Raw genomic sequence first — 21,380 nt, 5'->3', positions numbered from 1 at the left:
ATGACGACTGCCGCATGCGAGGCCGGCGCGGGCCGGGTTGCGCTGATCAGCGGCGCCAGCCGAGGCATCGGGCTGGCCATCGCGCGCGAACTCCTGGCGCATGGCTGGCGGGTGTCGACGGGTACGCGCCAGCCCGTGGCGGCGCTGGCGGAGTACGGGGCGGATCGTTGCCATGGGGCGGCTTTCGACGCGCGCGACCCGGCCAGTGAAGCCGCCTGGGTGGCTGCCGCGCACGGCCATTTCGGACGCATCGACGCCATCGTGCACAACGCCGGCATCCTGAGCGACAAGACCGTGATCCAGGCCAGCGACGAAGACTTCGATGATATCTTCGCCGTCAACGTCAAGTCTCCCATGCGCCTGACGCGGCTGGCGTGGCCATACTTGCGGGCCGCGCCGGAAGGCAAGGTGCTTGTCATCGCCTCGCTGGCCGGCAAGCGCGTGCGCGCGGCGGAGGGCGGGCTGTATTCCATGAGCAAGGCCGCCGCGCTGATGCTGGCGCATGGCATCCGTCATGCGGGCGAAGCGGATCGCATCCGATGCACGGCGATCTGCCCGGGCTTCGTCGCCACCGATATGGCCGACGGCGTGGAAGAGTCAATCAAATCGCAACTGACGCAGCCCCAGGAAGTCGCCAGGATCGCCCGAATGGCGCTGGAGCTGCCCGCCACGGCCAGCGTGGCGGAAATTCCGGTGAGCTGGCGCGTGGAAACGGCGTTCTGAGGCCATTTGCGGTGGTAGCGCCGGGCCGCGGGGGAGCAGTGGCGCCTTACTTGATTCCGACGATCTTGATCGTCATGATCGAGATCGCGCCAGGCGGGATGTCGGTGTTGCCCGAGTCGCCATAAATCAGCTTCGCCGGAACGTGGAATTTCGCGGAGCCCCCCAGCCCAAGCTGGGTGACGGCCGCCTGGAACGCCGGCGGCAGGTCCGTGACCTTGCTGGTGGCTCCTTCCCCGGAGGAAAGCACTTCGCCGGAGCCCAGCTTTTCTTCCAGTTCGAAGAGGATTTCGCTTTGGGCGGTCGCCATGGGAGGCTTGCCCTTATTCAGGATGCGATACACGGTGCCATCCGGCATTTTGACGGCGCCTTTTTCTTTTGCGGCCTCCGCCAGCAGGACCTTGCTCAGCTTTTCGTTCTTGGACAGCATGGCGGCATCCAGTTGCTGGTCCACGCTGGCAAGCTCGGCGGAGATCTGGTCCTGGGGCAGCTGCATGTTGTTGGCGACCCTGTCGTTGAACCCCTGGGCGAACGCGGCCAGGTCCAGCGTCTTGCCGATGGATAGCAGCTTTCGTGTTTCCTGCGGCGCGCTGTCTCCGTACCAGGCGCCCAGCGCGTAGCTGATGCGGACGTCCTTTGGGACCGAGCCGTTGATCGTGACGCGCTTGGCCGGGCCTGGGATTGCTCCCTTTGCCTCGCCGGCCTGCTGCCTGGCCGCGCGCAGGTCCGCCAGCGCACGCTCCTGTTCCTCCCGCTGCTGCGCCAGGACCTGGTTTTGCGCGAGCAGTTCGGCGACCTGACTGTTCAGGCCGGAGATTTCCATTCCGGCGGCATCGGAGCCGTCTTCGGATGCGTCATGGGCGGGGCGGCTGCTGGCCGTTGCCTGCAAGGCGGCAAGTTCATTTTCGAGCGCGTATTTTTGCGCCAGCGCGTCGTTCAGTTGCTGGGTCAGCTCGCCGATCTGCCCGGCCGATTGCGGCGCCACGGGCGCGGGCGCTGGCGGCGGGATCGCGCGCCGGGAGGATTCGCTTCCGATGATTCTTTCTTCCACCAACCTATCCAGCAGGCTGGTTTCGGAAGCGGATGCCTTTCCGCTGGAAAACGCGAGCGCGCAGCACAGCGCCGTGCCGATATGTTTTCTCATAGCTGGCTGTGCAGGCCCTGCGCACGCTGCATCATGTTGGAATAGATGGCGTTGTTGATGCGGAAGCACACCAGGGAAAGCACCCTGTCGATTTCGGTCTGCATGACTTCGGCCGCCTTGCCGTCGATTGCCGAGGCGTTGGATTTGTAGAGATCGTAGTTTTCGTTGATGGCGGCGAGCTGGGCCCTGTAGGTTTCGTAGGCGTCTGGATTCAATTGCCTCAGGGCGGAAAATTCCTGATAGCACTGCTGGTTCTTGTCGAGGGCATCGTCATTCTTGGAGACGAGGGCGGCGGGGCGGGCGCTGCAGCCTGCCAGGACTAACGCGGCAGACAGAATGGCTGCGCCGGCTGGGAGAAATTTCATGAATGCTGATCCAGGGAAGAATGCGAAACCGCCTGCCCAATCGGCGGTTGCTGATCGCGCCGCGGCGAGGCGGCGACGGCAATCGCATCGATTCGAGGGGTATCGAGGTTTTGATCAGCAATAGACCATAGATGCCCGCGCGCTGAATATCGGACTCGTCGGGTTTGTGTTGCGCATGTCGCATTAAGGCCCGGCTTAACCATGGGTAAACGGACGATGAATCACGGCGGGCGCGGGACTATTTATAGTGGGTCCATCGCCATTCCGAGAGAGAGCACCGCATGCCCAGCCCTGTCGTTACGTCCGCCTATCCGCGCGCCGTGCTGTTCGATCTGCTTACCGCCTTGCTCGATTCCTGGACGGTCTGGAACCGCGCGGCCGGGTCCGAGCCCGCCGGCCGGGCCTGGCGCGCGGAGTATCTGCGCCGCACGTATGGCTGCGGGGCCTACCAGCCCTATGAACAGCTGGTGGAAGCCGCCGCCGCCGCGGTAGGCCTGCCCGCCACGGCGCCGGCCGCGCTGGAGGCCCATTGGGACGAGTTGCCCGTCTGGGACGGCGCGCGCGAGCTGCTGCAGGCGTTGCGTCCGCATTGCCGGCTGGCGGTGGTCACAAATTGCTCGGACCGCCTGGGACGCCGCGCGGCCCGCCTGCTGGGCGTGGACTGGGACGTGGTGGTGACGTCCGAGGAGGCGGGCTATTACAAGCCCGATCCCCGCCCGTACGAACTGGCCCTGGCGCGTCTGGATGCGAAGCCGTCGCAGGCTGCGTTCATCGCGGGATCCGGCTACGACATGTTCGGCACCAGCAAGGTGGGGCTGCGCACGTATTGGCACAACCGGGTGGGGTTGTCTCTGCCGGACGGCGCGGCGCGGCCGGAACGGGAGTCTTCCCGGCTGGAAGAGGCGCTGCCGTGGCTGGCCGGATTCCATGCCGGCTGACCGGTACTCCCGCCGGCATTACGCCGCCGGTTGCATACTGTGGCTGCTTTCACATCTTCCTTTCGGAAGTACAAAATGTTGCCGATATCCCCCGTCGCGCTTGCTAGCATGAGCAGGCCGGGATGACCCGGCATACAGACAGGAAGTGGAGGTTGCCATGCGTTCAAGAACAATACTCAACCGTATCGCAATTGTCGCGGCATCGGGGGCCTTGCTGGCGGGATGCGCCACGCAACAGCAGACCAATACCGCCGTGGGCACGGGCGCGGGAGCGGCGATCGGCGCCGGGATCGGCGCCCTGATCGGCCACGGCAAGGGCGCGGCCATCGGCGCCGGCATTGGCGCGGTGGCGGGCGGGCTGGTCGGGTACAACTGGAAGGTCGTCAAGGAAGACGTGCAGAATTCGGGCGCGTCTTCGCTCGGGATCGACGTGGTTGAAATGCCCGACGGCAGCCTGAAGGTCAATATCCCCAGCGGCGTGTCGTTCGACACCGACAAGACGCAACTCAAGCCCGCCTTGCTGCCCGTGCTGGACAGCGTGGCGCGTTCGCTCAACCAGCATCCCGAACTGCGGGCCAAGGTGGTCGGCCATACCGACAGCACGGGCTCGCTGGCGCACAACCAGACTCTCTCGGTCAACCGGGCCAAGAGCGTGACGGACTACCTGGGCAAGCAGGGCGTGGCCGCCGGCCGCCTGTCCGTTGAAGGGCGCGGCCCGAACGATCCGATCGGCGACAATGCGACCGCCGAAGGCCGCGCGCTGAACCGGCGCGTGGAGATCTATCTTTACGCGGTGAAGCAGTAAGCCCGGGGCGTTTGCCCTTGCCCCCGTGTGCGAGGCGGCTTGCGCGTTGCGCGGCCGTCTTCCGTTTTTTGCGGGGGCGCATTTTTTCCGGAGTCCGCCATGAGCATGTTTCCTCCCGCCCGCATCGGCACCGATACCGCGGTGGCCGCCCTGTCCGGCTGGCAGGCGGTGGCGATGCGCGACGCCATCGAGAAGCGCTTCCGCTTCGCCAGCTTCAACACGGCGTTCGGCTTCATGACGCGTGTGGCGATGTTCGCGGAAAAGCTGAACCACCATCCCGAATGGACCAATGTCTACAACCGCGTGGACGTGACCTTGACCACCCATGACGCTGGCGGCGTGACCGAGCTGGATGTGCGCATGGCGCAGTTCATGGACGAGGCCGCCGCGCAGCTGGGCGCGACCGCGCCGAAGGCCGGGGCCTGAAGCCTCAGTCTTCCTCGTTGCCTTCGGCGGCCTGGAGGTGCCCGATCAGGCGGTCCAGCAGGCCGCCCAGCGCTTGCTGCTCGTCCGCGTTCAGGCAAGAGAAGATTTCGTCGTTGCGTCGGGCGATCAGGTCGATGATGCGCTGGTACTGCGCCATGCCGGCCTGGGTCGGGGCCAGTACCACGCCGCGCCCGTCCGACTCGGAATGGGTTTTCTCGACCAGGCCTCGGTCTACCAGCGCCTGCGCCGAGCGGCTTGCCTGGCCCTTGTTCAGATTGGCCGCGCGCGCCAGGTCGTTGACGGACAAGGGCGCGTAGCGGCCGATGGCCGCCAGGCAGCGCGCCTCGCCCAGGGGGATGCCGCATTCGGCCAGGTAGGCGCGATTCGTGTCCCGGTCCGTGATCTTGTTGAGCACGTGCAGGCGATAGGTCAGGAATCGTTCGAGGGCGGGTTGAGTCACGTCGGGCTGGCGGTGGGGGCGGCGGCACAGTTTGCCACAGGGCCGTTGGCCAGGCAGGCTGCCTCGGCTTGGGCCACCAGCGCGGCGGCTTGCTTCGCGTCCGGCAGCCGGGCCAGCAGCGACAGGCCCAGGATGGACAGGAAGAGCGGCGCCCGCGCTTCGCCGACGCGCGAAAGCGCCTGCGCCATGCCGGTGTAGGCCTGGTCCAGTTCGTCGTTGTTCATGCTTGGCCTTCCTTGTTGGCGTACAGTTCGATCGAGGGGTAATAGGGCTTCAGCGCCGCGAGCAGGGCCGCGGCCGCGGGAGCGGCCCAACGGCCCAGCACGTAGCCGTCCGGACGCATCAGGTAGACGGTGCCGGCGCCGCCGCCGAACCGCTGGGCCAATTGCCCATGCGTGTCGCGCAGGCCGTCGGCGCCGACGCGCAGCACGCGCAGCGGATGGGGCGTGTTCCGGGTGGACGCGGCCAATGCCTCCAGGCCGGCCGCCAGCGCGGCATCGGGCGAGAAGGCCAGCGCCACGAAACCGGCGCCGAAGTATTCGCTGAGGTGGCGCGGTGTTTCGTCGTCCTGCAGCAGCGCCTCCGGCGCGGGCTGGCCGGGCGCGGCGCCGCCCGCCCGCGGGGCCTGGTCTTCCTGGTTCAGCGGCGAGGTGTCATACGAGATGGGCGCCGACTGCCGCGGGTTGATGAGCGGCCGGACCGAGTCGTCCACCAGCGCCAGGCGCAGCGCGGCTTCGCGCATCAGGCGGAAACCGTAGTCGGGCGGGGCCATGAACTCCGTGCTCTTGGCGCCATAGGCCAGGTTCTGCCGGGTGGCATGGACGCGTTCCACGCTGTAGCTGTCCAGCAGGCTGTCGGGCGCCTGGCCCTTCAGCACCCAAGCCAGTTTCCAGGCCAGGTTGCCGGCGTCGTCCAGCCCAGAATTCAGCCCGCGCACGCCGAAGATCGGCACCAGGTGGCCGGCGTCTCCCGCGAACAGGACCCGGCCGTGGCGATAGCTTTCCAGCGTCAGGCACTTGGCGTTGTAGATGGATATCCACAGCGGCTTCCAGGGCGCGGTTTCTCCGATCATGTCCAGGTGGCTCTGCACGCGGGGCAGCACGTTCTCCGGCTTGACGGCTTCTTCGGGATCCTCATCGTCCCGGATCTGGTAGTCCACGCGCCAGACATTGCCCGGCTGCCGGTGCATCAACAGGGTGGAGCCGGGGTTGGACGGAGGGTCGAACCAGGCCAGGCGCTCCACGGGGCGCAGGGATTCCTGTTCGATGTCGACAATGACGTAGCGTCCTTCGTACTGCATGCCTTCCAGCTTCAGGCCCATCGTTTCGCGCACGGTGCTGCGGCCGCCGTCGCAGGCGATCAGCCAATCGGCGCGCACGGTTTGGCGCCGGCCTTCGCTGTCGACCTCGACCGTTACCCCGTCGGCATCCGCCCGCAGGCCGGCAACGCGGGCCGACCATTGCAGCGCGGCCAGTTCCGGATGGCGCTGCATGGCCTGGTGGGCGTATTCCTCCACCGCGTACTGCTGGATGTTGACCATCGGCGCATAGCGCTGCAGCGGGTCGTGCGGCATCTCGAAATGCAGGACCTCGCGGTCGCGGTAGTAGCTGCGTCCGCCCGTCCAGGCCAGGCCCGTGGCCGTGAGGGGACGGTCCGCGCCGACCCAGCCCATGATTTCCTGCGACCGGCGCGAAATGCAGATGGCGCGGCTGCCGCTGCAATAGTCGTCGTCCGCTTCCACGGTCAGCGAGGCGATGCCGTATTCGGCGAGGAGGGCGGCCAGCATCAGGCCGACTGGGCCGCCACCGGCGATGAGGACGGGGACGTGGGAAGGGAGCGTCATGATGTCTCGTCAATTTGGTTGTTTGCGCAACTATATTCCCAAGTGGTTGAGGGCGCAACCATTTCCGGCAGGCAAAAAAAACCCGCCGGATCAGGGCGGGTTTCAGGGAGCCTGGATTTATCAGTTGCGCACGTAGTAGATACGCATGGCGTGCTGCTTCTGCGCGCCGTCCATGACGCGCAGCACCACGACCTTGGGCGTGAAGCCGTCGGGCAGCTTCAACTGGCCGATCGCGTAGTCGTAGCGGTCCACGTTCAGTTCGGGGCCTTCGGGCGTGACCGTGGCGGCGCGGCCATTCGAGTACGTGCCTTCGATGGTGAACGTGAGCGTGCCCTTGAACGGCGCGCCCTGGCGGTCTTCGCGCATGACCAGGACCTGGTAGTCAAGCTGGCCCGGCGCCCGCTTGAAGGTGCCCGAACGGATGCCCAGGTTGCCGCCGCGCGGGTCGGCCGGCATGGCGTCCTGGAACAGCACCAGTTCCTTGTTCAGGGTTTCGATCTTGCTGCGGGCCTCGGCCAGGTCGCTGGTCAGCTTTTCGTGGCCGGTTTTGTTGGCATCGCGCTGCTGCGTGGTTTCTTCGAGTTGGGTCTGCAGGCGCTGGCGCTCGAGGTTGGCCGCGCTGAGCTCGCTGTGCAGTTGCTCGGATTGCTCGACGGTCAGCCGTTGCGGCCCGTAGTTGGTCTGGAGGAAGAGTACGCCGCCGGCGCCGAGGGCAATGCCCACCAGCAACAGGACAAGCCAGCGCGGCATGCGCCGTGTGCGTTGGCCCGGCTGGTATACGGAGGGCTTGAACACGGCCCGTTGTGATCTTCCGAACATCCCCATTCCTAGAAAACTTCCTGTATGTAGGCTCAACCGCGCCCAGGGGCGCGGGTCAAAACGTCAGAGAATACCCCGTTAGCCGGGGGCGTTGGGTGCGCGGACAATCCTGGTTGCGCACGTTGATATTGTGAAATATGTGGACATCAACGGGCCGGGCCGCCGAGCTCGGCGTCCAGGTCGGCCAGCCGCTGCGGCGTGCCGACATCCGTCCAGCGGCCTGCATGGCGCGCGCCGCGCGCGAGGTTCCGGGCCATGGCCTGCCTGAGCAACGGCGCCAGGGGCGCCGCCGTGCCTCGGACGACGTCCGCGAACAACGAAGGATGGTAGACGCCGATACCGGAAAAGGTCAAACGAGGTTCGCCCTGGGCGTGGACGCGGCCGTCCGCCGCCAGGTGAAAGTCGCCGTTCGGGTGCTGGACGGGATTGTCCACCATCAGCAGCCAGGCTCCGCCTTCCGGGAGGCTCCGGGCCAGGTCGAAGGCCGAGGCCGGATCCCAGTCGCACCAGACGTCGCCGTTGATCACCAGAAAAGGGGCGTCGCCCAGCAGCGGCAGCGCCTGGGCGATGCCGCCCGCCGTTTCCAGTGCGGCCGCCTCGGCCGAATAACGGATCCGCACGCCGAATTCGCTGCCGTCGCCCAGCGCGCGTTCGATCTCGTGCCCGAGCCAGGCATGGTTGATGACGATGTCGTGGATGCCCGCGGCCGCCAGCCGCCGCAGGTGCCAGACGATCAGAGGTTTGCCGCCCACCGGCAGCAGCGGCTTGGGCAGGCGGTCAGTCAGCGGGCGCATGCGCTCGCCGCGGCCCGCCGCTAGTATCATGGCCCGCATCAGAACGTATACCCGACGGAGACTTCGCGGTTGTCCAGCTTGTCCAGCAGGCGCAGAAGGGGGGTGAAGACGCCATAGCGCTGGGCCACCTGGCGGACGTAGCCGTTCATGCGCGGCATATGGGCCAGGTAGTGCGCCTTGCCGTCGCGATGGTTGAGCCGCGCGAACACGCCCATGATGCGCAGGTTGCGCTGCAGTCCCATCCATTCATAGGCGCGGTGGAATTCCGCGAAATCGGCGTCCACCGGCAGGCCGGCCGCGCGCGCCATTTCCCAGTACCGGATCGCCCAGTCCAGCTGCTGGGGTTCTTCCCAGGTGGTGCGCGCGTCGGTGACCAGCGAAGCCAGGTCGTAGGTGATCGGGCCGGCCAGCGCGTCCTGGAAGTCGATGACTCCGGGGTTGGGGCCGTACCGCGGATCGTCGCAGACCATCAGGTTGGGGGAGTGGAAATCGCGGTGCACCAGCACCTGGGCCTGGCCGCCGTTGCTGGCCGAGAGCAGGGCGAAGATCTTGTCCAGCGCGTTCGCCGTCTTGTCGTCCAGGGTGACGCCGTGGTGCTTGCCCACGTACCACTCGGGGAACAGCTTCAGTTCGTCGGCCAGCCGGGCCGTGTCGTAGGTGGCCAGGCCCGCGGTGGATGCCTGCTGCAGCCGGACCAGCGCGGCGATGGCGTCGCGGTACAGGGCCTGGAGCTCGCTGTCCGTCAGACCGGCCTGGATGCGTTGGTAATAGGTCTGCTCACCCAGGTCTGTGAGCAGCAGCAGGCCCTGGTCCTGGTCCTTTTCGACCACGGCGGGCACGTTCAGCCCGGCATCCGCCAGCAACTGGCCCACCTGCAGGAACGGGCGGGTGTCTTCGTGGGCCGGGGGGGCGTCCATGACGATCAGGGTGCGTTCGCCGGCGTCGAGCCTGAAATAGCGCCGGAAACTGGCGTCGGCCGACGCCGGACGCAGCGTGTCCACGGCGAGGTTCAGGGCGGCGGGCAGGCTGGCCAGCCAGTTGCGGATCTGCTCCAGGCGGGGGTCGTGGTCGTTTTTCAAGGAAGATCCGTGTCAGTAAGGCAATATTGCAGAAAATTGTGTCGTGAGCACTTAGGGCTGGGCCTATGGCGCGGCTTCTCTATAATACCGGCTCGTTTCCGTTAGCATTGGCCCTTCGTGGGTGCCGGTGTCGGGTTTCCCCATCGTCAAAAAGGGCTGTTTTCACTCGTGCGCAAGGTTCGGTGGTTGATCCTCTCTGCTGTCAGCATGGCCGCCGGAGCCGTCCAGGCTCAAGGCAGCCAGGGCACCGTTCCCGCCGCCTCGTCGGCCACGGAAGCGCCGGTGCTGCGCACATCGCCGGGCTTGCGGATGCACCGCCTGCCCGACGACAACATTCCCGCCTTCATGGAAGCCGACACGATCGAGGGCGACCCCGATTCCGACCTGATCCTGTCCGGCAATGCGCAGGTGCGCCGCATCGACGGCGTGATCAAGGGCGACCGCATCAATTACCGCAAGGACACGGGCGAAGTCGACGTCCAGGGCAATGCCCGCATGATGCGCGACGGCACCCTGGTGACGGGGCCGAACGCCACGTTCAATGTGGACAAGTATTCGGGCGAGGTCGAAAAGCCCAATTTCTGGATGGGCGCCACGGGCGGCTTTGCGGTTGCCGAACACGCGGACATCTTCAGCAAGTCGCAGATGCGGCTGCATACGGTGACTTATAGCGGCTGCTCCTGCGAGACGCCGTCGTGGTACATCAAGGCCAATACCGTCGACGTCGACTTCGACGAGAACGAAGGCGTGGCGCGCAATGGCGTGCTGTACTTCAAGGACGTCCCGATCCTGGCGTCGCCCTACATGACCTTTCCGGTCAAGAAGGAACGCAAATCGGGTTTCCTGGTGCCGACCTACGGCACCACCAGCCAGGGCGGCTTCGATCTTTCGCTGCCGTACTACCTGAACCTGGCGCCCAATTACGACATGACCATACAGCCGCGCTATTTCTCCAAGCGCGGCCTGCAGCTGGGTGGCGAGTTCCGCTATATGGGGTGGAGCTACGCCGGCACCATGAACGGCACCTACCTGCCCAATGACAACGTCACGGGCGAGGACCGCTGGATGTACTGGTGGCGCCACCAGCAGACGTTCTCCCATGGGTTCTACGCCGACTGGGACGTCGCCAAGGTTTCGGACGACGACTACTTCCGCGATATCTCCCAGCTGGGCCTGAACCAGGCGTCCACTACCTATCTGCCGCAGCGCGCCCGCGTGGGCTGGGGCTCCAAGTACTGGAGCGCGTACGCTCAGGTCTTCAAGTACCAGACCCTGCAGGATCCGGACGCGCCGCTGGTGCCGCCGTACGACAAGGTCCCCGAGCTCTTCCTGCGCGGGGCGCGCTACGACTGGGGTGGCTTCGACGTCGATTGGACCTCCACCGCCGTGCGCTTCAGCATCCCCACGGTGGGCGGCGCGCGCCAGGGGCCGCAGGGCGATCGTCTCCAAAGCTATCCGACCGTCTCCTATCCGATCGTAAGGCCGGGTTGGTTCATTGTCCCGAAGGCCGGCGTGAACTACACGCAATACCAGACCAACTGGTACGGCCGCGATTGGCTCGGCCTCAATGCGAACACGCCGAACGCCAACACTTCTTTCGGCTATCCGCAGTCGCAGTCGCGCACGGTGCCGATCATGTCGCTGGACACGGGCCTGATCTTCGAGCGCGACACCTCTCTGTTCGGCAAGGCCTCGACGCAGACGCTGGAGCCGCGCCTGTACTACCTGTACGTGCCGTACCGCGACCAGTCCAAGCTGCCCGTCTACGACACGTCGCTGGCGGACTTCAGCTTTTCCCAGGCCTTCGAGGAAAACATCTACACCGGCGGCTGGGACCGCATCTCGAACGCGAACCAGCTCACGGCCGCGCTGACCACGCGCTGGCTTGACGCCAACACCGGTTTCGAGCGCATGTCGCTGTCCGTGGCGCAGCGGCTGTATTTCGCGGACCAGAAGGTCACGCTGCCCGGCGAGACGCCTCGCGAGAACGTGCGTTCCGATTTCCTGGTGGGCGCCAGCGCGGCCCTCACCGACACGCTTACCACCGAGATCGCGGCGCAATACAACCCCTACGACAACAACTGGTCGCGCGGGCTGGTGAGCGCGCGCTGGATGCCCCAGCGCCTGACCACGGTGGCGCTGTCCTACCGCTACCAGCGCGATCCGCAGCCCGGCGTTTTCTACCAGCCGCAGGGCCAGAACCAGGTCAGCCTGGCGCTCCAGTGGCCGTTCAGCAAGCGCTGGTACGGCGTGGGCCGGATCGACTATTCCTTGCGCTCCGGTCCCTCCAGCACGGTCGCCAACACGACGGAGTCCCCGCGCGTGACGCAGGCCATCGCCGGCCTGGAGTACAAAGGGGATTGCTGCTGGGTGGGCCGCGTGGTCTACCAGCGCTATGCCGTTTCGGCGACGGACGCCAACTCCGCAGTGTTCCTGCAGCTTGAGCTGACCGGCTTGGGTTCCCTGGGAACCGACCCGATGAACCTGCTGAACAGAAGTATCCCCGGCTACTCGCGCATTACTCCGCCCGTGCCGGCCGGGACCACATTTGAAAGGTATGAATGATGCGTAGGTTGCACTCTTTGCGCCGCCTCTCCCGCAATGCGTTGTTGCTGGCCATGTGCGCCGGCTTGCCCGCCGCGCATGCGGCGGAGCAGAACGGCAAGGGCTCGAACAACGGCGCCAGGGCCGCTTCCGCGCAGAAGGGCGCGACGGCCTCGCCCGCGCAGAAAGATGCCGCTCCTGCCCCGCAGGGCGAGCAATTCGTCGACGGTATCGCCGCCGTCGTCGACAAGGACGTCATCACGCTGCGCGAGCTGCGCGACGCCTCCCAGCGCATTGCGGGCGAATTGAAGTCCCGCGGCATCCAGGTGCCCGACGACCAGACCCTGCAGCACCAGGTGCTGCAGCGCCTGATCATGGAACGCGTGCAGCGCCACGAGGCGGACCGCCTGGGCATCCGCGTGGACGACGGGCAGATCGACATGGCCATCCAGACCATTGCCGGTCGCAACAAGATCACCGTGGCCCAGCTGCGCCAGGAAATCGAGAAGTCCGGCACATCCTGGGATGCCTACCGCAAGTCGCTGCGCGACGAGATCCGCACGGATCGCCTGCGCCAGCGCGCGGTGGACTCCACCATCGTCATTTCCGACGCGGAGGTCGATGCTTTCCTGAAGGACCAGCGGCGCAATCCGGCGTTCGGCGCCGCGCCCGTCGCGGCGCCGCAGCCGCAGGCCCAGCCGGAGCCCGCGCCGGAGCAGGCTGCCGCGCCGGCGGGGCCGATGCTTTATGCCCTGGCCCAGATCCTGGTGCGCGTGCCCGAAGGCTCGTCGCCCGATCAGCTGGCCGTGTTGCGCAAGAAGGCCGAAGGCCTGCTGGCGCAGGCCAAGCGCGGCGACGATTTCGCCAGCCTGGCCGCGGCCGCTTCGGACGGCCCTGAGGCCCTGCAGGGCGGCGTCATGGGCGTGCGTCCGCTGGACGGTTGGCCCGATCTGTTCGTGAAGGCCATCAGCGGCCTGCAGAAAGGGCAGGTCAGCGGCCTGATCCAGAGCGGCAACGGCTTCCACATCATCAAGGTGATGGACCGCGGAACGGCGCAGCCCGCGCCCAATCGCACGGCCCGCGCGCCGGCTCCCGCCCCGGCGCCCGCGCCGCAGCCCGCCGCGCGCCCGCAGCAGGCGCAGCAAGGGCCGGTGGAAGTCGTGCAGACCCGCGCGCGCCACATCCTGATCAAGACCTCCACCGTCATGAGCGATGAGCTGGCGCGGCAGCGCCTGGAACAGGTCCGCCAGCGGCTGGTGAGCGGCGGGGCCAAGTTCGAGGACATGGCCCGCCAATACTCGCAGGACGCGACGGCTCCGCAGGGCGGCGAGCTGGGGTGGCTGAACCCGGGCGAAACCGTGCCTCCGTTCGAGGCCGCCATGAACGCCTTGCAGCCGGGCGAGATCAGCCAGCCGGTCCAGTCGCCTTTCGGCTGGCACCTGATCCAGGTGGAAGAGCGCCGCCAGCATGACGCGTCCGACGACATGGCGCGCATGAAGGCCCGCCAGACCCTCTTCGAACGCCGCGCCCAGCCCGCATTCGAAGACTGGCTGGAGCAGCTGCGCGCGCAGGCGTACGTGGACAACCGCCTGGAAAAGCAGCAGAAGATCCAGCAGAACAACCGCTAAACGCATTACGGGCTTTACATGTCTCAACACCAGGCGCGCAAGCGCTTCGGCCAGAACTTCCTGACCGACGAGAGCGTCGTCGAGTCCATCGTCCGGGCGGTTGCCCCCGCTCGCGACGATGCCGTGGTCGAGATCGGCCCGGGCTTGTCCGCGCTGACCCGGCCGCTGCTCGAACGCCTGGATCACCTGACTGCGGTCGAGATCGACCGCGACCTGGCCGCCCGCCTGCGCAAGCAGTTCGACGCAAGCCGCCTGACCGTGGTCGAGGCGGATGCGCTGACCGTGGATTTTTCCCAGTTCGGCGGCGGGCTGCGAGTCGTGGGCAACCTGCCCTACAACATTTCCAGCCCCTTGCTGTTCCACCTGATGGCATGGGCCGACCATATCCGCGACCAGCATTTCATGCTGCAGCGGGAAGTGATCGACCGCATGGTGGCGCAGCCGGGCTCGGGCGACTTCAGCCGGCTTTCGGTGATGCTGCAGTCGCGCTACCGCATGCACAAGCTCTTCGACGTGCCGCCCGAGGCCTTCGATCCGCCGCCCAAGGTGGTGTCCGCGATCGTGCGCATGGTGCCCTTGCCGGCAGAGCGCCTGCGCCCGGCCAGCGAGCGCGCATTCGAGACGGTGGTGGCGCGCGCGTTCTCGCAGCGGCGCAAGATGCTGCGCCGGGTTCTGGCCGACTGGGCTGCGCAGGTGCCCTGGGAGGCCCTGGACATCCCGCCCACCGCGCGCGCCGAGGATATTTCGGTGGACCGGTATATCCGCCTGTCCGACGCGCTGGTCGAGGCTGGGGTGTTGCAGGCCGGTTGAGTCCTTCCCAGCAAGGAAAAAGCCCGCGTCAGCGGGCTTTTCGATTTCTACAGCATGCGCTTTTGCGCGGCCAGCCAGAGCTGCGTGACGTCGCGTGCGCGATCGCTCAGCAGTTTTTCGGCGTCCGCCAGGGCCTGTTGCAGCGTGATGGGGCCGGGCGCCAGGCTGAAGGCGGCACTGATGCCGCCCGCATGCAGCGCTTCATAGCCTTCGCCGAGCGAGCCGGCCAGCGCCACGACCGGCACGCCCGCGCGCTGCGCGATTTTCGCGACGCCGGCGGGCGTCTTGCCGCGCAGGGTTTGCGCGTCCATGCGGCCTTCGCCGGTGAACACCAGCGCGGCGCCTTCGACGGCCTCGGCCAGGCCGCCCAGCTCGGCCACGATTTCCACGCCGGGGCGGAAGCGGGCATTCAGGAAGGCCTTTGCCGCGAAACCCAGCCCGCCAGCCGCGCCCGCGCCGGGCTCATGGCGGTGGTCCGCGCCCAGGTGCTTCGCGCACACGTCGGCGAAATTCGCCAGCATCTGATCCAGGGCCAGCACCTGTTCCGGCGTGGCGCCCTTTTGCGGGCCGAAGACATGCGACGCGCCTTGCGGGCCGCATAGCGGGTTGTCCACGTCCGAAGCGATATCGATGGGGATGCCTGCCAAACGCGGATCCAGGCCGCGGGCGTCGATGCTGGCGAGTTTGCCGAGCGCGCCGCCGCCAGGCGGCAGGCTGCGCCCGTCCGCGTCGAGCAGGCGCGCGCCCAGGGCCGTCAGCATGCCGGCGCCGGCGTCGTTGGTGGCCGACCCGCCCAGGCCCAGGATGATGCGCTTGGCGCCCGCATTCAAGGCGGCCAGCATCAGTTCGCCCACGCCGTGGCTGCTGGCGCGCATCGGGTCGCGCCGGGCGGCAGGAATCAGTTCCAGGCCCGCCGCCGCGGCCATTTCGATCACCGCCGTGCCGTCTTCCAGCAGGCCCCAGATGGCGTCGACCTTGTAGCCCAGCGCATCGTTCACCGCCAGCTGCCGCGCCTTGCCGCCGGTTGCGGCCAGCACGGCCTCGACCGTGCCTTCGCCGCCGTCGGCCATCGGAATGCATACCGTATGGGCGCCGGGGAAGGCGGCCTTGACGCCGCGCGCGATGGCCGCGGCCGCATCGGGCGCGGAAACGCTTTCTTTGAAAGAGTCGGGAGCGATGACGATTTTCACGGATTCGAACGGTTGGTTGAGGGATGGCTGGATGCCCATGATACCCGGCTGTGCGCGGGCGGCGTACCATAACGCTTCCGTCGTTTTAGCGAGAGTGGATCGTCATGCCCGTATTGCGCCGCACCAAAATTGTCGCCACCCTGGGACCCTCGACTTCGACGCCCGAGCGCATCGAAGCGATGATCCGCGCGGGCCTGGACGTCGCCCGCCTGAACTTCTCGCACGGCAGCGCGGACGACCATCGCGCGCGCGCCCGGCTGGTGCGCGAGATCGCCGCCAAGCAAGGGCGTTTCGTGGCCATCATGGGCGACCTGCAAGGCCCCAAGATCCGCATTGCGCGCTTCACTGACAAGCAGGTCCAGCTGCAGGCGGGCCAGCCCTTCACGCTGTCGCGCGTGCATCCCAAGGAAGCCGGCACGAGCAGCATCGTGGGCATCGACTACCCCGAGCTGGTGCAGGACTGCCGCGTGGGCGACGAGCTGCTGCTCGACGACGGCCGCGTGGTGCTGGTGGTGGACAGCGTCGAGGGCGATGAGGTCCATACCACCGTGACCGTGGGAGGCCCTCTGTCGAACAACAAGGGCATCAACCGGCGCGGCGGCGGCCTGTCGGCGCCCAGCCTGACCGACAAGGACAGGGTCGACATCAAGCTGGCGGCCGAAATGGAGCTGGACTACGTGGCGGTGTCGTTCCCGCGTTATGGCAGCGATATCGACGAGGCGCGCACGCTGCTGGCGGCGGCGGGCAGCCAGGCGTGGATCATCGCCAAGATCGAACGCGCGGAAGCGGTGGCGGACGACGAAGCGCTGGACGCCCTGATCCGCGCGAGCGATGGCGTGATGGTCGCGCGCGGCGACCTGGGCGTGGAAGTGGGGGACGCCGAACTGGTGGGCATCCAGAAACGCATCATCCAGCATGCGCGTACCCTGAACAAGGTCGTCATCACCGCCACGCAGATGATGGAGTCCATGATTTCCAGCCCCATGCCGACGCGGGCCGAAGTATCGGACGTGGCCAACGCGGTGCTGGACTACACCGATGCCGTCATGCTGTCGGCGGAGAGCGCGTCGGGGCAGTATCCCGTGGAAACGGTGCAGGCCATGGCGCGCGTGTGCCTGGGGGCCGAAAAGCATCCCACCTCGACGAAATCGCATCACCGCCTGGGCGAGACCTTCTCCCGCTGCGACGAGACCATCGCGCTCGCGGCGATGTACGCGGCTAACCATTTTCCCGGCGTGAAGGCCATTATTTCGCTGACGGAAAGCGGGCATACGCCGCTGATCATGTCGCGCATCCGCTCGGGCGTGCCGATCTATTGCTACAGCCCGCACAGCGTCACGCAGAACCGCGTGGCGATGTTCCGCGGCGTCTACACCATCCCGTTCGCGCCGTCGGACTACGAGCCCGCCGACCTGAGCAATGCCGCCATCGACGAACTGCGCCGCCGCAACCTGGTGCAGACCGGCGACTGGGTGATCCTGACGAAGGGCGATTTCTACCGTGACAGCGGCGGCACCAACGGCATGAAGATCCTGTTGGTCGATTGATGCGGCGGCGGCCGGGGCGCGATCCCGGCCGCCGCCGCGCCGGGCTTCAGCCGAAGAACCAGTAGCACACGCCGATGGCCGCCAGCACCCCGGCCAGGTCGGCGACCAGGGCGCAGCCCACGGCGTGGCGCGCGCGCAGGATACCCACCGATCCGAAATACACCGCCAGCACGTAGAAGGTGGTTTCGGTGCTGCCCTGGACGACGGCCGAGAGCAGGGCCGGGAAGCTGTCCACGCCGAAGTGCGTCATTGTTTCCAGCATCATGGCGCGCGCGGCGCTGCCCGAGAACGGCTTGACCAGCGCGGTGGGCAGGGCGTCCACGAAGCGCGTGTCCCAGCCCGCGTGATGGGCCATCCAGCGGATGCCGTCGAGCAGGAAGTCGAGCGCGCCGGACGCGCGCAGCACGCCGACGGCGCACAGCATCGCCACCAGGTAGGGCAGCAGGCTCTTGGCGATGTCGAAGCCTTCCTTGGCGCCTTCGATGAAGGCCTCGTAGACGGGCACCTTTTTCCAGGCTCCGGCGATCAGGAATGCGATCAGGATGCCGAACAAGCTCAGGTTGCCCATCAGCGACGACAGAGAGGCGATGGCGGCGGCCGACATGCCCGCCAGCAGCGCCATGAATCCTCCCATCAGCAGGGCCGCGCCGCCCAGCCAGAGCACGACGACGGGGTCCGCCAGGCGCAGTCGCTGGCAGGCCGCCACCGCCAGGAAGCCGGCCAGGGTCGACGCGCTGGTGGCCAGCAGGATGGGCAGGAACACCAGCGTCGGATCCGCCGCGCCCTGCTGCGCCCGGAACATGAACAGCGTGACCGGCAGCAGGGTCAGCGACGAGGCGTTCAGCACCAGGAAGAGGATCTGCGCGTTGGTGGCGGTCTCGGGCGTGGGATTCAGGGATTGCAGTTCGCGCATGGCGCGCAGCCCGATCGGCGTGGCGGCATTGTCCAGCCCAAGGCCGTTGGCGGCGAAGTTCAGCGTGATCAGGCCGATGGCGGGATGGTTGCGCGGCACCTCGGGCATCAGGCGGGCGAACAGCGGGCCCAGTATCTGCGCCAGCTTTTCCACCAGGCCGGCGCCTTCGGCGATGCGCAGGAAGCCCAGCCACAGGGTCAGCGTGCCGAACAGCAGCACCATCACTTCCACGGACACGCGGGCCATGTCGAACAGGCTGGCCACCATCAGGCGGAAGACCTCGGGGTCGCCGACGGCAAGCCAGCGGTACAGCGCGGCCGCCGCTGCGGTAAGGAAGAAGCCCAGCCAGAGTTTGTTCAGCATGCGGAAAGTGCCCGGATAGCGATTCGTTGCGCCGCCCATTGTCGCATCCCGGCAAGCCGCAGCTTGGCCCGGGCTTGCCAATTCTGGTACTTTGGTCCCAGGGCGATAACAGATAACAGTGAGAGACACTCATGGATTTCAATGCCTGGCGCCGGCGCCGCATCTCGGAACCCGCGTATCGCTGGGCGCGCAACGCGCTGCCGGCCATGTCCGCTACCGAGCGCGAAGCCATCGAGGCCGGCGACACCTGGTGGGACGCCGACCTGTTCACCGGCAACCCCGACTGGCGCAAGCTGCTGGACGTGCCCGCCGCCGTGCTGACGCCGGAAGAGCAGCGCTTCATCGACGGCCCGGTAGCCCGTTTGTGCGCCATGCTGGACGAATGGGACATCACCTGGAACCGGCGCGACCTGCCGCCCGAGGTCTGGGCTTTCCTGAAGGCCGAGCGCTTCTTCGGCATGATCATTCCGCGGCGCTATGGCGGCCTGGGGTTTTCGCCCTATGCCCATTCCGAAGTCGTGCGGCGCATTTCGGCCTATTCCATCACCGCGGGCGTGACGGTCATGGTGCCCAACTCGCTGGGCCCGGGCGAATTGCTGATGCAGTTCGGCACGCCCGCCCAGCGCGATTACTGGCTGCCCCGACTGGCCGACGGCAGCGAGGTGCCGTGCTTCGGCCTCACCAGCCCCGAGGCGGGCTCGGACGCGGCGTCCATGGTGGACACGGGCGTCGTCTGCCGGCAGGTGGTGGACGGCCGCGAACTGATCGGAATCCGGCTGAACTGGCACAAGCGCTACATCACGCTGGGCCCCGTGGCGACCGTGCTGGGCCTGGCCTTCAAGATGTCGGATCCGGACGGCATCCTGGGAGGGCCCAAGGACATCGGCATTTCGGTCGCCCTGGTGCCGACCGAGGCGCCGGGCGTGGAGATCGGCCGCCGCCACCTTCCGGCCATGCAGGTCTTCCAGAACGGCCCCAACCGTGGGCGCGACGTGTTCGTGCCCCTGGATGCGCTGATCGGCGGCGCCGAGCGCGCGGGCCATGGCTGGCAGATGCTGATGAGCGCGCTGGCGGCGGGCCGGGGCATTTCGCTGCCGTCGCTGTCGGCCGCCGCCGCCGTGATGTGCGCGCACACCACCGGCATGTACGCGCGCGTGCGCGAGCAATTCGGCATACCGGTGGGCAAGTTCGAAGGCGTGCAGGAGCGCCTGGCCAGCCTGGCGGGCAATGCCTACCTGGTGGAGGCCGCCAGGCGCCTGACCTGCGCCGCGCTGAACCAGGACGTGAAGCCGGCGGTGGTCTCCGGCATCATGAAGTACCACGCCACCGAACGCATGCGCAGTTCGGTCAACGACGCCATGGACATCCATGCGGGCCGCGCCGTCATCGACGGCCCCAGCAACTACCTGGGCGCGCTGTATCGCGCCGTGCCCATCGCCATCACGGTCGAAGGCGCCAACATCCTGACGCGCAACCTGATCATCTTCGGCCAGGGCGCGATCCGCGCCCATCCCTACCTGATGCCGGAAATCCTGGCGCTGGGCAACCCCGACGAGGAACGCGGCATTGCCGTTTTCCACGACGTGTTCTGGCGGCACCTGCGCCATGCGGGGATCAACGCCCTGCGCGCCGTCGGCCGCGCCTGGACCGGAGGCCTGCTGGCGCCGGCTCCGGCCTCGGGGCCCACGGCCGGGCATTACCGGCGGTTGAGCCGCTACGCGTCGGGCTTCGCCCTGCTCGCCGACGCAACGCTGGGGCAGCTGGGAGGGGCCTTGAAGCGTCGCGAAATGATCTCCGCGCGGCTGGGGGACATCCTGTCCGAGCTGTACCTGCTGTCCGCCGTGCTGAAGCGCTGGGAGGACGAGGGCCGCAAGCACGATGACCTGCCCCTGGTGCATTGGTGCCTGGAACAGGGCTACGCCGCCATCGAGAAAGGCATGGACCAGGTGCTGCGCAACCTGCCGGGCCGCGTGCTGTCCTGGGGCCTGCGCGCGGCCATTCTGCCGCTGCGCCTGGCCAGGGGGCCGAGCGACGCCCTGACCCGCGAATGCGCCGAGCTGTTGCTGAAGCCCTCGCCGACGCATGCCCGGCTGGCCGCCGATCTGCACCGGGATCCGGGCGATCCCCATTCAGGGAGCGATCCGGTGGGCCTGCTGACCCGCGCGTTCGCGCTTGCTGATGCGGTGCAGCCGCTGCGCGAACGCCTGCATCAATCGGGCGTGCGCGACTGGCGCGAGGCGTATCGGCGCGGCGCGCTCACGGACGCGCAGGCGGCCGCGTTCGAGGAAGCCGAGACGATCGTGTCGCAGGTCCTGCAGGTGGATGATTTCGCGCCCGAAGACCTGTCGCCGCCCGCAGCGGGGCCGGAAGCGCCGCCGCGCGGCGGGGCCTCCTTGCCAGGGGAGCCTGGCAAGGAGGCCTAGTCGTCCTGGTTGGGATCCATGTCCGGGAACAGGATCTCGGTGTAGCCGAACTTCGAGAAGTCCTGGATCCGGGAGGGGTACAGCCGGCCGATCAGGTGGTCGCACTCGTGCTGCACCACGCGGGCATGGAAACCTTCGGCTTCCCGCTCGATGAGCTGGCCGTAAGGGTCGCGCCCGCTGTAGCGGATGCGGCGGTAGCGCGGCACCAGGCCGCGCAGGCCCGGCACCGACAGGCAGCCTTCCCAGCCGTTTTCCATCTCGTCCGACAGCGGCGTGATGACGGGATTGCACAGGATGGTCTGCGGCACGGGCGGCGCGTCGGGGTAGCGCTCGTTGCGGTCGAAACCGAAGATAACCAATTGCAGGTCCATGCCGATCTGGGGCGCGGCCAGGCCGACCCCTTGAGCGGCGGCCATCGTTTCGAACATATCGTCGATCAGGGCATGCAACTCGGGCGTATCGAAGCGGTCCACGGGAGCCGCCACGCGCAGCAGCCGCGGATCGCCCATTTTCAGGATGGGGTGGATCATGAGGGACCTTTATTGTGTCAGTGTCTGACACCCGTACGA

At 67.3% G+C, this 21,380-nt stretch carries 20 protein-coding genes; 9 read left to right on the top strand and 11 right to left on the bottom strand.

Annotation, left to right across the window (positions count from 1 at the left end):
• Complete coding sequence (locus tag JL37_RS05305) at positions 1–723, top strand: SDR family NAD(P)-dependent oxidoreductase (protein ID WP_043542506.1); 723 nt, start codon at positions 1–3, stop codon at positions 721–723.
• A gap of 46 nt (positions 724–769) precedes the next feature.
• Here JL37_RS05305 and JL37_RS05300 read toward each other — a convergent pair whose 3' ends face one another.
• Both JL37_RS05300 and JL37_RS05295 read right to left on the bottom strand, forming a co-directional pair.
• Entirely contained in the window at positions 770–1,771 is a 1,002-nt protein-coding gene (locus tag JL37_RS05300) for an FKBP-type peptidyl-prolyl cis-trans isomerase N-terminal domain-containing protein (protein ID WP_197064574.1), read from the bottom strand.
• A gap of 89 nt (positions 1,772–1,860) precedes the next feature.
• Positions 1,861–2,229, bottom strand: coding sequence for a hypothetical protein (locus tag JL37_RS05295; RefSeq protein ID WP_052096873.1), 369 nt, complete (start codon positions 2,227–2,229; stop codon positions 1,861–1,863).
• 281 nt (positions 2,230–2,510) lie between these two features.
• Here JL37_RS05295 and JL37_RS05290 point away from each other — a divergent pair, with 281 nt between their 5' ends.
• From JL37_RS05290 to JL37_RS05280, 3 genes are all read left to right on the top strand, one after another.
• Positions 2,511–3,167, top strand: coding sequence for an HAD family hydrolase (locus tag JL37_RS05290; RefSeq protein ID WP_043542504.1), 657 nt, complete (start codon positions 2,511–2,513; stop codon positions 3,165–3,167).
• 157 nt (positions 3,168–3,324) lie between these two features.
• Positions 3,325–3,972 (top strand): OmpA family protein, encoded by a 648-nt coding sequence (locus JL37_RS05285; RefSeq protein ID WP_043542503.1) that lies wholly within the window; start codon positions 3,325–3,327, stop codon positions 3,970–3,972.
• Between the two features lie 99 nt (positions 3,973–4,071).
• Entirely contained in the window at positions 4,072–4,398 is a 327-nt protein-coding gene (locus JL37_RS05280) for a 4a-hydroxytetrahydrobiopterin dehydratase (RefSeq protein ID WP_043542502.1), read from the top strand.
• Between the two features lie 4 nt (positions 4,399–4,402).
• Here JL37_RS05280 and JL37_RS05275 read toward each other — a convergent pair whose 3' ends face one another.
• From JL37_RS05275 to JL37_RS05250, 6 genes are all read right to left on the bottom strand, one after another.
• Positions 4,403–4,858 carry a MarR family winged helix-turn-helix transcriptional regulator gene (locus JL37_RS05275; protein ID WP_043542501.1) on the bottom strand — a complete coding sequence of 152 codons (456 nt, stop codon included), beginning with the start codon at positions 4,856–4,858 and terminating at the stop codon, positions 4,403–4,405.
• Positions 4,855–5,082, bottom strand: coding sequence for a hypothetical protein (locus JL37_RS05270; RefSeq protein WP_043542500.1), 228 nt, complete (start codon positions 5,080–5,082; stop codon positions 4,855–4,857). The genes JL37_RS05275 and JL37_RS05270 overlap by 4 nt, the downstream gene beginning before the upstream one ends.
• On the bottom strand, positions 5,079–6,701 hold the full coding sequence (locus JL37_RS05265; protein ID WP_043542499.1) for an FAD-dependent oxidoreductase: 1,623 nt from the start codon (positions 6,699–6,701) through the stop codon (positions 5,079–5,081). Before JL37_RS05265 ends, JL37_RS05270 begins: the two co-directional genes overlap by 4 nt.
• Positions 6,702–6,821: 120 nt before the next feature.
• Positions 6,822–7,520 carry a DUF6776 family protein gene (locus JL37_RS05260; protein ID WP_043542498.1) on the bottom strand — a complete coding sequence of 233 codons (699 nt, stop codon included), beginning with the start codon at positions 7,518–7,520 and terminating at the stop codon, positions 6,822–6,824.
• A gap of 146 nt (positions 7,521–7,666) precedes the next feature.
• A complete protein-coding gene (murU, locus tag JL37_RS05255) occupies positions 7,667–8,353 on the bottom strand; it encodes an N-acetylmuramate alpha-1-phosphate uridylyltransferase MurU (protein ID WP_043542497.1) in 687 nt (228 codons plus the stop codon).
• Complete coding sequence (locus JL37_RS05250) at positions 8,353–9,393, bottom strand: aminoglycoside phosphotransferase family protein (RefSeq protein ID WP_043542496.1); 1,041 nt, start codon at positions 9,391–9,393, stop codon at positions 8,353–8,355. The genes murU and JL37_RS05250 overlap by 1 nt, the downstream gene beginning before the upstream one ends.
• A 168-nt stretch (positions 9,394–9,561) precedes the next feature.
• On the opposite strand from JL37_RS05250, the gene JL37_RS05245 reads away from it, so the two are divergent.
• Genes JL37_RS05245 through rsmA form a run of 3 tightly spaced genes read left to right on the top strand, consistent with a single transcriptional unit; the run spans position 9,562 to position 14,375 of the window.
• Positions 9,562–11,958, top strand: a complete 2,397-nt coding sequence (locus JL37_RS05245) for an LPS-assembly protein LptD (RefSeq protein ID WP_043542495.1) — start codon at positions 9,562–9,564, stop codon at positions 11,956–11,958.
• Positions 11,955–13,565, top strand: coding sequence for a peptidylprolyl isomerase (locus JL37_RS05240; RefSeq protein ID WP_043542494.1), 1,611 nt, complete (start codon positions 11,955–11,957; stop codon positions 13,563–13,565). The genes JL37_RS05245 and JL37_RS05240 overlap by 4 nt, the downstream gene beginning before the upstream one ends.
• Before the next feature lie 18 nt (positions 13,566–13,583).
• Positions 13,584–14,375, top strand: a complete 792-nt coding sequence (gene rsmA, locus JL37_RS05235) for a 16S rRNA (adenine(1518)-N(6)/adenine(1519)-N(6))-dimethyltransferase RsmA (RefSeq protein ID WP_043542493.1) — start codon at positions 13,584–13,586, stop codon at positions 14,373–14,375.
• A gap of 47 nt (positions 14,376–14,422) precedes the next feature.
• Here the strand turns inward: rsmA and JL37_RS05230 are convergent, their stop codons facing one another.
• Positions 14,423–15,565, bottom strand: a complete 1,143-nt coding sequence (locus JL37_RS05230) for a glycerate kinase (protein ID WP_043542643.1) — start codon at positions 15,563–15,565, stop codon at positions 14,423–14,425.
• A gap of 104 nt (positions 15,566–15,669) precedes the next feature.
• Between JL37_RS05230 and pyk the strand changes: the two genes are divergently transcribed.
• On the top strand, positions 15,670–17,112 hold the full coding sequence (gene pyk / locus JL37_RS05225; RefSeq protein WP_043542492.1) for a pyruvate kinase: 1,443 nt from the start codon (positions 15,670–15,672) through the stop codon (positions 17,110–17,112).
• Between the two features lie 46 nt (positions 17,113–17,158).
• Here pyk and JL37_RS05220 read toward each other — a convergent pair whose 3' ends face one another.
• Complete coding sequence (locus JL37_RS05220) at positions 17,159–18,388, bottom strand: nucleoside recognition domain-containing protein (RefSeq protein ID WP_043542642.1); 1,230 nt, start codon at positions 18,386–18,388, stop codon at positions 17,159–17,161.
• A 131-nt stretch (positions 18,389–18,519) separates the two neighbouring features.
• Between JL37_RS05220 and JL37_RS05215 the strand changes: the two genes are divergently transcribed.
• The gene (locus JL37_RS05215; protein WP_052096871.1) at positions 18,520–20,811 is read left to right on the top strand and encodes an acyl-CoA dehydrogenase; all 2,292 of its coding nucleotides are present in this window, start codon (positions 18,520–18,522) and stop codon (positions 20,809–20,811) included.
• Here JL37_RS05215 and def read toward each other — a convergent pair.
• Positions 20,808–21,341, bottom strand: coding sequence for a peptide deformylase (def, locus tag JL37_RS05210; protein WP_043542491.1), 534 nt, complete (start codon positions 21,339–21,341; stop codon positions 20,808–20,810). The genes JL37_RS05215 and def overlap by 4 nt on opposite strands.
• Between the last annotated feature and the right edge of the window lie 39 nt (positions 21,342–21,380).

Source organism: Achromobacter sp. RTa (assembly GCF_000757485.1).
GTDB lineage: Bacteria > Pseudomonadota > Gammaproteobacteria > Burkholderiales > Burkholderiaceae_B > Achromobacter.
Note: the sequence above shows the minus strand (reverse complement) of the source record. Positions and strands in the feature narration are given on the sequence as shown.